Here is an 11,112-nt window from a genome sequence, read left to right as displayed (position 1 = left end):
GTGTTACTGCTTCCCATTGTTGGGGCGCGTCAACCGACTTGATTTCGGCGGGCGCGCGAGCGTATCCGCCTGGGTCAAGGGGGTTTTGGCTTCGGTCCCCGGCTCACCCTCCGGGCAACCAAGACTGCAACACATGAGAGTACGCCTTTCTTCCGGGGATCTCGATGTCGATCACGTCACCCGATCGGCGACCCGCGCAGGTCGCCGAGGGCCGCGGACCGGCCGTCACCGGTCCCCTTCCGCGTTGTCTGGTACGGGTTTCCGGTCGCGAGTGATCGAAACGTGGTCATCGGAGCCGGGTGGTCCACGTGGCCGGAAGCCGCCGTTCGCGGACCCAGGCGGCGTCGCTCTCCGAACGTCCCCGACCACGGCCGCGGCCGTTCGTCACGAGCTGTCACCGAAGCAACGCGGTGCATTACTCCTACGGGGCAGTCTTGATCCAATCGTTACACGTAGCGGTCACCTCAGTGCACCTGTCCTTGTGAGGCGAGGGGTGGTGGGGTTCCGTGTGCGGTCACGACGAGTTCGACGCGTTCTTCCGCGCCGACTTCCCGGCCCTCGTGGCGTTCCTCTGCAAGGCCGGGTTCGAGGTCGAGGCGGCCCGTGACGTCGCCGCCGAGGCGATGCTGCACGCGCTGGAGGCGTGGCCGACCGCCGAAGACCCGCGGGCCTGGGTGCGCCGGGTCGCCGGGCGGCTGATCGACGCCCCGGGCGACGCGCGGGCGGACTGGACCCTGGCGGGCGATCCGCGGGACGACGAGGAGCTCGCCGGGCTGGTCGAGCAGCACGCGGGGCTCATCGAGCTGCTCGCCGCGCTCCCGGGCAAGCAGCGGATGGTGCTGGCGTGGTCGCTTGACGGGTTCACGCCGTCCCAGATCGCGGAGGCGCTCCGGATCGCCCCCGCGACGGTCCGGTCCACCCTCCGCCACGTGCGGGAACGCCTCAGGCGACTCCGGGCCGCTCGGCCCGGTGACCAGCGGGACAGGAAAAGGTGAGCGAAATGCCGGCAACCGAGTACGGGGATCGGGCGATCACCGAGCAGCTGCGGGAGTCCAACGCCGCCCTGCACGACTCGCTGCGCATCGGGCTCGACGTGGAGGGCACCCTGCTGCGCGTGCGCAGCCGGGCACTGGTCCGGGAGATCGCCGCGACGCAGCCCGCCGAGGCGTTCCCCCCGCACTGGCGGCGCCACGACGAGCCGGTCGCCGCCGCGATCGCCGGCGACGACGCCGCGATCGCGCGCCTGCTCGCCACCGTCCGGCCGCTGGTCGTGCGCTACTGCCGGGCCCGCGTCGGCCGGCACGAGCGATCCTTCACTTCGGCGGACGACGTCGCCCAGGAGGTCTGCCTCGCCGTGCTCACCGCACTGCCGTCGTACCACGACCAGGGCCGCCCGTTCCTGGCGTTCGTCTACGGCATCGCCCAGCACAAGGTGGCCGACGCCCACCGCGCCGCGGCCCGCAACCGCAGCGATCCGGTGCCGGAGGTCCCGGACGGCGTCAGCGAGACGACCGGCCCGGAGCAGCGGGCGCTGCGGTCCGAGCTGAACGAGCGACTGGCCCGGCTGCTGGACATCCTGCCCGCGAAGCAGCGGGAGATCGTCGTGCTGCGGGTGGTGGTCGGGCTCTCGGCGGAGGAAACGGCCGCGGCGGTGGGTTCCACGCCCGGCGCCGTCCGGGTCGCCCAGCACCGCGCGCTCGGCCGCCTGCGCCGGCTGCTCACGGGCGAAGAGAGTTGACGCGCTCCAGAACGAATTCCGCCAGCGCCGCCGCCGGGCCTTCCATCGACTCCCGGGCCAGCAGCATGAACTCGATGTCGCCGGGCTCCGGCAGGCCGTCGAGCTCGATCAGGCCGGCCGGGATCAGGCTGCGCGCGTGCAGGGTGACGCCCAGGCCGGCCGCCGCCGCGGCGCGCAGGCCGGTGAGGCTCGACGTCTGGCACGCCGCGCGCCACTCGAGGCCGGCTCGCTCGAGGCACTCCACCGCCAGCTGACGCGTGATCGACGGCATCGGGTACTGCACCAGCGGCACCGGCCGGCCCGGCTCCAGCACGGTGGCGGCCGACCCGATCCAGACCAGCGGCTCCCGCCAGAGCAGCCGGCCGTGGTGCGCGCCCGGGCGGCGCTTGCCCAGCACCAGGTCGAGCTGCCCGGACCGCAGCCGCTGGGTCAGCACGTCCGACAGCTCGACGGTCAGCTCGACGTCCACCAGCGGGTGACCGCGGCGCAGCCGGTGCAGGATCTCCGGCAGCTCGCCCAGCGCGAAGTCCTCGGAGACACCGAAGCGCACCCGGCCGCGGAGTTCGGCGCCGCGGAAATGCCGCTCCGCGCGCTCTTCGGTGTCGACGACGGTCTGCGCGAACCCGAGCATCGCCTGCCCGCGCGCGGTGAGCTCGACGGTGTGGGTGTCGCGGGCGAACAGCAGCCCGCCGGAGTCGCGCTCGAGCCGTCGCACGTGCTGGCTGACCGTCGGCTGGCCGACCCCCAGCCGCCGGGCGGCCGCGGTGAAGCTGCGCGTCTCGGCGACGGCGAGGAACGACCGGCACAGGCGAGGGTCCAGCACCGGGCGAGTTTATCGCGATTCGCGATGACAGTCAGTCCGGTCATCGGGGTTCCCAATGAGCGTGCGGTCGCCGAGAATCGATGGGGAAGGAGATCCATGTCCCGCTTACGTCCAGACCCGTTCGTCCTCGCGATCCTCGCCACCGTCGGCGTCGCCACCCTGCTGCCCGCTTCGGGCGCGGTGGCCGGCGGCTTCGGCGTCGCCACCACGATCGCCGTCGGCCTGCTGTTCTTCCTCTACGGCGCCCGGCTGTCGACGCAGGAAGCGCTCGACGGGCTGCGGCACTGGCGGCTGCACGCGGTGGTGCTCGCGGCGACGTTCGTCCTGTTCCCGCTGCTCGGCCTGGCGCTGTTCCTCCTGCCGCCGTCGATCCTGCCGGCCCAGCTGGCCGCGGGGGTGCTGTTCCTGGCGGTGCTGCCCTCGACCGTGCAGTCGTCGATCGCGTTCACGTCGATCGCCCGCGGCAACGTCGCGGCGGCGATCTGCAGCGCGTCGCTGTCCAACCTGGCCGGCATCGTGCTGACGCCGCTGCTGGTGGCCCTGCTGCTGGCCGGCGACGGCGCGGGCGTCGACGGATCGGCGGTGCTCGGGATCGTGTTGCAGCTGCTGGCGCCGTTCGTGGCGGGCCAGCTGGCGCGCCGCTGGATCGGCGGCTGGATCGCGCGCCGTGCGGCACCGCTGAAACTGGTCGACCGCGGCTCGATCCTCCTGGTGGTGTACACGGCCTTCAGCGCTGGCATGACGGAGGGCATCTGGCACCGGCTCGACCCGGGGCACCTCCTGGTGCTGGTCGTGGTGTGCTGCGCGCTGCTCGCGGCGGTGCTGGCGGCGACGGGCCGGGTCGCCCGCCTGCTGGGCTTCGCCCGCGCGGACCGGATCACCATCGTGTTCTGCGGGTCGAAGAAGAGTCTGGCCAGCGGCCTGCCGATGGCGACGGTGCTGTTCGGGCACGCCCAGGTGGGCCTGATCGTGCTGCCGCTGATGCTGTTCCACCAGATCCAGCTGATCGTCTGCGCCACCCTAGCTCGCCGGTACGCCGCCGAGCGGGAACGGGAACTCGTGCCGGCCTGAGTCCCTTGTGGACTGTCGGCGAGAGCGTCCTTCGGCCGCGTACAGACGTTGTACAAGCCGAATGTACGCGGTAACGGCAGAGTGTGGTGCGGCGATGCGGGGTGCATCACCCACTCTGGAGGGACATTTATGGGGAACAAAGCACGAATCGCACTCGCCGCGCTGGCGGGCGCCGCGGCGGTGACGGCGGGCGCGGTGGCGTTCGCGGGCGCGTCGTCCGCGGCCGGCCCGTCACCGGCACCGCTCGTCCAAACGGCGCAGGACACCTGCGTGACCGACGGCGCCGGCTACTGCACCGTGTCGCACGGCCTCGGTGTGACGCCGGGGGTGATCCTGCTCTCGCCGATCACGCCGGACGCCGCCGACGGGTTCATGCTGAGCACAGTGCAGGGTTCCTACACCGCCACGACGTTCCGGGTGCGGGCGATGGCCTACGCGGACACGCCGAAGGTGCTCAGCCGGATTTGGTTCGGCTATGCGGCCTACGCAACGACGGGAGCGTCGACCTCGACACCGACACCGCCGGTCACCTCGACGCCGAGAACCACCGCGACTCCGACGCGCACACCCACGCCCAGCACGACTCTCCCGCCGACTTCGAGTTTCCCGACGCCCACCCCCAGCGGCGGCGGAAGCTGAGCGGAATCCGCGGTTTTCGCCCTGCCCGCGGAGAATTCCCGTCACCGCGGGCGGGGCGAAGGCTTGTTTCCCAGCTCCTCCGCGAAAATGGCGTCGACGCGCGAACCCGCGCGCCGCAACGCCCGCGCGGCAATGCGGATCAGATAACCGGCCGCGAACACGAGCAACAGCGTCAAGCCGATGATCCCCGGGTTCGCCACGACGACCTCCCGGTACTCGTGCGCGAGGTAGCCCAACCCGGCTCCCGCGGCGAACGCGTCCAGCAAGGCCAGCCGGATCGCCCGGTAACGGGACGAGGTGGCAGAACCCATTGCTTCCTCCCGCCGTTCCGGTCAGCGGTGACGCCCTTGCAACCTAAACGAGCCTCCGCCGGTCGGCGGCCACTTCAACCTGTTTGGCCTACCGGATCTGCCCGGATGGCCGCTGTGATAACTTGAAGCGAACTGAGTGTTCTGTGCACATGCAAACCTCGGGCTGCTTGTGCATGCCGAGGCGAGGGGGCGGTAGCTCAGTTGGTTAGAGCAGGGGACTCATAATCCCTTGGCCGCGGGTTCGAGCCCCGCCCGCCCCACCTTTCGTCCGCAACCGAAACGTCGCCCTTCACCCGGCGCAGAGGCATCGCTCGCACGCCTCGACGAAAACGCGCACGGCCCGGCGCTCGTCCCCCGCCCGCCAGACGACGGCGAGTTCGCCGGGCGGGAGGCCCGTGACCCGGCGGTACACGATGTCGTCGCGCTCGTAGATCTGCGCGTTGCCCGCGGAAAGCAGCACGACTCCCAGCCCGGAACCGACGGCTTCGAGGGATTCCTCGGCCGTTTCGGCTTCGGCGACGACCCGCGCCGGCACCGTGCTCCGGTCGTTTCCCAGCCAGAACTCGCGGAGCGGCCCGGCGGTTCGCGGGAGCGCGATGAACGGCTCGCCGGCCAGCTCGCTCAACGGGACGGCATTCCGCCCGGCGAGCCGATGCCCGGACGGCAGGGCGACCCAGCGGTCTTCGGTGGCGACGACCTTGCGCGCGAACCCGTCCGGGACCGGCAGCCAGGCGACGGCCACATCGACTTCGCCGCCGGCGAGCCCCACGGTCGGATCGCTCCAGGCGATCTGCCGGAACAAGAGCCGCCATTCCGGCAGCGACGTCGCCATCTTCGCCGTGACGTTCGGGATGAGCCCGCGGCCGATCCGGGTGTGGAACCCGACCGTCAAGGTCGCCCGCTGCGCCGCGGCCACCTCGGCGAGCGCGCTCCGCGCGTCCTCCCACTGCCGGATGATCAGCCGGGCCTGCGGCAGCAAGGCCGCGCCCGCCGCGGTCAGGACGACCGTGCGGTGGTCGCGCTCGAACAGCGGGATCCGCAGCGACGTCTCCAGCCTGCGGATCTGCTTGCTCAACGACGGCTGGGCGATGAACAACCGGCCGGCCGCCCTGGTGAAGCTCAGCTCCTCCGCCACCGCGACGAAGTAGCGCAGGTCCCGGACGTGGACATCCATAGCCACAGGCTATAGCGGCCGATCTTGGACGCCGGGGCCCGGACGCCCCGACGATGAGCGTGATCATCGAAGACGGCGAAGGGCGAGGGACATGGAACTGGGCGTGGCGGGACTGAACGCCAAGGCGACGCTGGGCCCGCCCGAGACGGTCCGGCTGGCGCGGCTGGCCGAAGACCTCGGCTACACGTCGTGGTGGGCGGGCGATCACGTGGTGCTGCCGAGCCCGCGGGTGCCGGCATCGCCGATGGAGCCGACCGACCCGATCCTCGACCCGCTGGTGCACCTGGCCTACGTCGCGGCCGTCACCGAGCGGCTGGAACTCGGCACCGGGATCGTCATCCTGCCGCAGCGCAACCCGCTCGTGCTCGCCAAACAGGCGGCGAGCCTCGACGTGCTCAGCGGCGGCCGCCTGCTGCTCGGCGTGGGCGCCGGGTACCTCGAACCCGAGTTGCGCGCGATCGGGGTGGCGATGGCCGAGCGGGGGAAGCGCACCGACGAGTACCTCGACGCGATGACCGCGCTGTGGACCGACCCGGCGCCGGCGTACCGGGGCGAGTTCGTCGAGTTCCGCGACGTGGACGCACACCCGCGGCCGGCCCGGCCCCGGATCGTGGTCGGCGGCCACAGCCCGGCCGCGTTCCGCCGCGCCGTTTCCCGTGGTCACGGCTGGTTCGGCAACGGCGGCCTCGACGACCTGCCCCGCCACCTCGCCGGACTGCGGCGAGCCGCGGAGGAGGTCGGCCGCCCGGCCCGGCTGGGCCGGCTGGAGATCGGCTACACCCCGCTCGATCCGGTGGAGGTGGACGCCCGCGCCGCCGAGCGGTACGCCGCCCTCGGCGTGGACCGCCTCGTGGTCTACCCGCTGCCGCTGGAGGATCCGGCGGACGTCGCCCGGTTCCTGGAACGCCACGCCACCCTGCGGCCGTGATCCGGAAGCGGCCGATCGCCGTACCACCGGCGCGGCGAGCGTCGGGGGCGGAATCGGCGCATCCCCGGCCGGCGAACCGGCTTCCGGAGAAACGGGAGCGAGCCCGCCCTAGTGCCCGCCGTGGCCGGGCATGCCCGGGTGGTGGCCCGAACTCCCCGCGTGCATGTGGAACCGGCTCACCTCCGGCGGGTGGACGACGAACGGGCGCATCATGCCCTCGTCCTCGTGATCGAGGATGTGGCAGTGGTACATGAACTCGCCGGTCGCGTCCTCGAAGCGGCCGGCGACGCGGATCCACTCCCCCGCCCAGAGGTTGAACGTGTCCTTCCAGCCCTCCTCGTGCTTCTCGATCGCCGGGCCGCCGGCCGGAGCGGGCAGCGGCCGGGCCGTGCCGCCGGTTGCGACGTCGAATGCCGTCAGGTCGGCGAACTTGTGCCTGGTCAGCAGCTGGAAGCGGGCCATGTGGATGTGCATCGGATGCGGTGCCCCGCCGAGCTGGATCAGGTTCCACACCACCCACCGGCCGCGGTCGACGAAGATCGTCGTCGTGTCGTCGAACAGGCGGGCCACCTTGCGGAAGGTCCGCACGTGCCCCATCGCCGGGTCGGTGAGCTGGAGCACGCCCTCCGCCGGGAACCGCGCCGGCAGCTCGGCCGGATCGGTGATCTCCGCCAGCTCCCACATTTCCGGGTGCGGCCGGCCCGCCACGCCCGGCGGAGTCGTCGCCACGAACACCTCGTCGTGGTCCTCCGGCACGTGCGCCAGCCGGGCGTACGACGCGGACAGCTCGGCCGGCAGCCGGAACCCGTCGGTGCGACGGCGGCTCTCGACGCGGAACTCCATGATGTCCGGCTCGATCGAGGCCCCCGTGTTGACCAGCCGCAGCCGCTGCCCCGGAAAGCGGCTGAAGTCGATCAGCAGGTCGGCGCGCTCGCCCGGGGTCAGGGTCAGCCCGCCCGCCGGCACCGCCGCCGGCCCGGGCAGCAAACCCGCGTCCGTGCCGGCGATCCGGACCGCGTCGTTGTGCACGACGCCCGCCTCGTCGACCAGGTCGAGGCGGAAGAACCGGCCGTTCGCCATGTTGAGCGCCCGGAAGCGGTACCAGCGCGCGTCGACGTCCAGGTGCGGCCAGATGCCGCCGTTGACGAGCGTGAACGGGCCGGTGACCGGCGCCGTCGTGCCGGACGCGGGCAGGTACTGGAACTTGAACAGCAGCCGGCCGGTGAGCGCGCCGGTCGCCGGGTCGGTGTCGAAGTTGCGGTCGGCGAGGATCAGCGGGATTTCGTGGTCACCTCCGGGCAGCCGCAGCCGGTCCTCCTCGTCGTCGCGCAGCAGGTACAGGCCCGCGAGTCCGGAATGGACGTTGAAGCGCGTCACGGCCATCGCGTGGTCGTGGTACCAGAGCGCGGTGGCGGCCTGGCGGTTCGGGTACTCGGTGAGCTGCGTGTGCCCCGGCGAAATCCCGTTGTGCGCCCAGCCGTCGTTGCCGGCGTTCGTCAGCGCACCGTGCAGGTGCACGACGTTCCACGGCGGCAGCTCCGCGACGCCCTCGATCAGCTCCACCCCGGCGGGCAGGCTGCCGTCCGCGGCGCGGTAGCCGGGCCGGTTCGCCGGCGTCGGCACCGCGTACGGGGCCCGCACCGCCACGAGCGGGACCGTGCCCCGCAGTTCGTTGGCCCACGCGACCCGCAACCGCTTTCCGCTGCGCACCTCGATGGTCGGGCCGGGGAACTGGCCGTCGTAGGTCCACAGCGTGGTCTCCGGCAGCTGGGAGTGCAGCCGCGTCCGCGCGGTCGTCATCGTGATCGTGAGCTCGCCGGAGTTCCGCCGCGCGTGCGCCCGGATCACCGGCGGGATCCGCAGCGGGTCGAGGAACTTGGCGAGCCCGAAGTTCGGCGCCGCGGCGGGCGCCGGTGGCGCGGTCGCCGCCGACGCCGTCCGCGGAGCACTCGGACCGAGCAGGTTCACCCCCGCCACGACGCCCGCGGAACCGAGCGCCGCGGCGGCGAGGAAAGTGCGCCGGTCGACGGAATCGTTCACTTCTCCTACCAGGTGACCGGAAGTTCGTTCAGGACCTGGAAACCGGCGGTGGGGTTGAACGGGATCTCCTCCGCCGGAACCGCGAGCCGCAGGCCGGGCAGGCGCTCGAGCAACCGGCCCAGCGCGATTTCCATCGTGACGCGCGCGAGGTTCTGCCCGAGGCACTGGTGCGCGCCGAACCCGAACGAGACGTGGTCCCGGGCGGTGCTGCGGTGCCAGCCGAGGGCGTCCGGTTCCTCGTGGACGGCCTCGTCGCGGTTGATCAGCGAGGTGATGAAGAAGACGCCGTCACCCTTGCGGATCGTGGTGCCCTCGACCTCGATGTCGTCGACGGCCAGCCGCGACACACCGTCCGGAATGGACAGCACCCGCAGCAGCTCGTCCACGGCGATGGGCAGCAACGACGGGTCGGCGCGCAGCTCGGCGAGCCGTTCCGGGTTCTGGAGCAGGACGAACGTGCTGAGCGAGATCATCGTCCCGGTGGTGCCGTGGCCGCCGGCCACCTGCAGGACCAGCGTCGAGATCAGCTCTTCGTCCACCTCGCCCTTGGCGCCGCGTTCGGCGAGGAGGTCGTCGAGGACGGTGTCACCGGGGTTCCGCCGCTTCTCCGCGATCAGTTCGCCCATGTAGGCCATGAGCTCGTCGTACGCCGCGTTGGCGTCCGGGCCGGCCGCGAGCTGGAACGACTTCTTCTCGAAGTATTCGTGATCGCGGTCCGGGATGCCCATCAGCCGGTACAGGATGGTCACCGGCACCGGCCCGGCGAACGCCGGGATCAGGTCCGCGGGCGGGCCGGCCGCCACCAGCTCGTCCAGCTGCCGGTCGACGATCTCCTGGATCCGCGGGCGCAGGGCGTTGATCCGCCGGGTGGTGAAACTGGGGATCAGCAGCTTGCGCCGGGCGTTGTGCACCGGGCCGTCGACGCCGACCAGCGCGGTGACGATCTTCATCACCTTCTGCTGCACGTCGCTGACGGTGGCGGCGATGCTCGCGAACATCATGGGCCACGCCGGATTGGTGCGGTCACTGGAGATCCGGGGATCGATCAGCAGCCGGCGCGCCACATCCCGGCTGGTGATCGCCCAGACGCGCCGGCCGTCGTAGAGCGCGACCTGGGCGAGCGGTTTCCGGCCGGCCAGTGGCAGGTAGGCCGGTGCCGGCTGGTAGGGGCAGGTGCGGTCCTGCGGGAACACAACGGTTTCGGACGTGGTCATGGCGCCCCCTTGCGCGTGGGAATACGGCGATCCGCACGGCGTGGAGCGGTGGGTGCGGCTCGGATCCGGAACGTTAGCCAAGCGGCGAACGGCCGCGCATCCCCTCACTTGGTATTCCTCGGCGTCCCCGCGCACCGCCCCGATGCCGTCCGCGCAGCACGAAGCCCCGCCGCCACAGAAACCGCTCTCTGCGGGCGACGGGGCTGCGATGGGTTACTGGTTCGTGAAGTCCGCCTTGTGGTCCTCCGCCCACTCGGCGAAGGTGCGCGGGGGTTTGCCCAGGACTTTCTCGACCGTGGGGTCGATCTCCTCGGGCCCGTCGAGAGCTTCCTCGTAGTAGCGGATCCTCGTCTCGATGATGCTCGACGCGTCCCCGCGGCCGACCGTCCCCTCCGCCACCAGCTCTTCGAAGCGCCCGCCGATCCGGGCCCGGAAATCCGCCCGGCCGGCGTCGCCGGTGAGGTCCACGAAATCGAGCTCACGGCCGATCGCGCGGCCGATCAGGGCGAGCTGCTCGGCTTGGGTGATGCTTTCCCCGCCGGTGATGTGGTATTTGGCGCCGGTGTGGCCCTCCTGCAGCATCGCCGTGGTGCTCACTTCCGCGATGTCCCGTTCGTGGATCGAAGACAGGTAGGAGTGGGCGTAGAGGATCGGCACCGGCTCGCCCTTCTTGACGAACCCGGCCCACTGCAGGGAGTTCACGGCGAACGCACCCGGCCGGACGAACGTCCACGCCAGCCCGGACTTCTCGATCGCCGCCTCTTCGGCCAGGTGCCACCGCGCGATCCAGTGGTCCGGATCGCGCCCGGCGGCGGCCAGCGACGACAGCAGGACGACGTGCTCGACGCCGGCGGCCTTCGCGGCTTCCAGCACCCCTTCGATCCCGGACGGCTGGGTGTACAGGAAGAGTTTTTCCACGCCCCGCAGTGCTTGTCCGAACGTCGCCGGCTCGGTGAGGTCCAGCCGGCGGACGTCGACCCCGGCCGGCAGGTCGAGCGCGTCCGGGTTGCGCGAGGTCGCGCGGACGTCGGCGCCCGCCCGCACCAACAGGTCTACGACGTTTCGGCCGACGTTGCCGGTCGCACCGGTCACCAGGATCGTCATGTTTCCCCAGGTAGCTTGGCTTGCACGGGCTCGGTGCCCACGGATGCGTCCATTGTGGATGTTGTCGGGC

At 71.7% G+C, this 11,112-nt stretch carries 11 protein-coding genes and 1 tRNA gene; 6 read left to right on the top strand and 6 right to left on the bottom strand.

Features of this window, described 5'->3' with window-relative positions:
- Positions 1-506 precede the first annotated feature (506 nt).
- Together ACFVYA_RS38055 and shbA are read left to right on the top strand one after the other, a co-directional pair.
- Complete coding sequence (locus ACFVYA_RS38055; protein WP_285993590.1) at positions 507-995, top strand: RNA polymerase sigma factor; 489 nt, start codon at positions 507-509, stop codon at positions 993-995.
- 146 nt (positions 996-1,141) lie between these two features.
- Positions 1,142-1,738, top strand: coding sequence for an RNA polymerase sigma factor ShbA (shbA, locus tag ACFVYA_RS38050; RefSeq protein WP_387052009.1), 597 nt, complete (start codon positions 1,142-1,144; stop codon positions 1,736-1,738).
- On the opposite strand, the gene ACFVYA_RS38045 is transcribed toward shbA, so the two are convergent.
- Positions 1,719-2,561, bottom strand: a complete 843-nt coding sequence (locus tag ACFVYA_RS38045; RefSeq protein ID WP_387052006.1) for a LysR family transcriptional regulator — start codon at positions 2,559-2,561, stop codon at positions 1,719-1,721. The genes shbA and ACFVYA_RS38045 overlap by 20 nt on opposite strands.
- Positions 2,562-2,657: 96 nt before the next feature.
- Between ACFVYA_RS38045 and ACFVYA_RS38040 the strand changes: the two genes are divergently transcribed.
- Complete coding sequence (locus ACFVYA_RS38040; RefSeq protein WP_387052005.1) at positions 2,658-3,632, top strand: bile acid:sodium symporter family protein; 975 nt, start codon at positions 2,658-2,660, stop codon at positions 3,630-3,632.
- A 129-nt stretch (positions 3,633-3,761) separates the two neighbouring features.
- Positions 3,762-4,271: a hypothetical protein gene (locus tag ACFVYA_RS38035; protein WP_387052004.1), complete on the top strand. Its 510-nt coding sequence runs from the start codon at positions 3,762-3,764 to the stop codon at positions 4,269-4,271.
- A 41-nt stretch (positions 4,272-4,312) separates the two neighbouring features.
- On the opposite strand, the gene ACFVYA_RS38030 is transcribed toward ACFVYA_RS38035, so the two are convergent.
- A complete protein-coding gene (locus ACFVYA_RS38030; RefSeq protein WP_387052003.1) occupies positions 4,313-4,582 on the bottom strand; it encodes a hypothetical protein in 270 nt (89 codons plus the stop codon).
- 186 nt (positions 4,583-4,768) lie between these two features.
- Between ACFVYA_RS38030 and ACFVYA_RS38025 the strand changes: the two genes are divergently transcribed.
- Positions 4,769-4,842 (top strand) — tRNA-Ile (locus ACFVYA_RS38025).
- 29 nt (positions 4,843-4,871) lie between these two features.
- On the opposite strand, the gene ACFVYA_RS38020 is transcribed toward ACFVYA_RS38025, so the two are convergent.
- Positions 4,872-5,756: a LysR family transcriptional regulator gene (locus ACFVYA_RS38020; protein ID WP_387052002.1), complete on the bottom strand. Its 885-nt coding sequence runs from the start codon at positions 5,754-5,756 to the stop codon at positions 4,872-4,874.
- A gap of 103 nt (positions 5,757-5,859) precedes the next feature.
- Between ACFVYA_RS38020 and ACFVYA_RS38015 the strand changes: the two genes are divergently transcribed.
- Positions 5,860-6,684, top strand: coding sequence for an LLM class F420-dependent oxidoreductase (locus ACFVYA_RS38015; protein ID WP_387052001.1), 825 nt, complete (start codon positions 5,860-5,862; stop codon positions 6,682-6,684).
- Between the two features lie 108 nt (positions 6,685-6,792).
- On the opposite strand, the gene ACFVYA_RS38010 is transcribed toward ACFVYA_RS38015, so the two are convergent.
- From ACFVYA_RS38010 to ACFVYA_RS38000, 3 genes are all read right to left on the bottom strand, one after another.
- Complete coding sequence (locus ACFVYA_RS38010; protein ID WP_387052000.1) at positions 6,793-8,724, bottom strand: multicopper oxidase family protein; 1,932 nt, start codon at positions 8,722-8,724, stop codon at positions 6,793-6,795.
- A 5-nt stretch (positions 8,725-8,729) separates the two neighbouring features.
- Positions 8,730-9,938 (bottom strand): cytochrome P450, encoded by a 1,209-nt coding sequence (locus tag ACFVYA_RS38005; protein ID WP_387051999.1) that lies wholly within the window; start codon positions 9,936-9,938, stop codon positions 8,730-8,732.
- A gap of 213 nt (positions 9,939-10,151) precedes the next feature.
- On the bottom strand, positions 10,152-11,042 hold the full coding sequence (locus ACFVYA_RS38000) for an NAD(P)H-binding protein (protein WP_387051998.1): 891 nt from the start codon (positions 11,040-11,042) through the stop codon (positions 10,152-10,154).
- Between the last annotated feature and the right edge of the window lie 70 nt (positions 11,043-11,112).

This window comes from Amycolatopsis sp. NPDC058278, from assembly GCF_042881395.1.
Classification (GTDB): Bacteria; Actinomycetota; Actinomycetes; order Mycobacteriales; family Pseudonocardiaceae; genus Amycolatopsis.
This window is presented reverse-complemented; position numbering and strand designations above follow the sequence as displayed.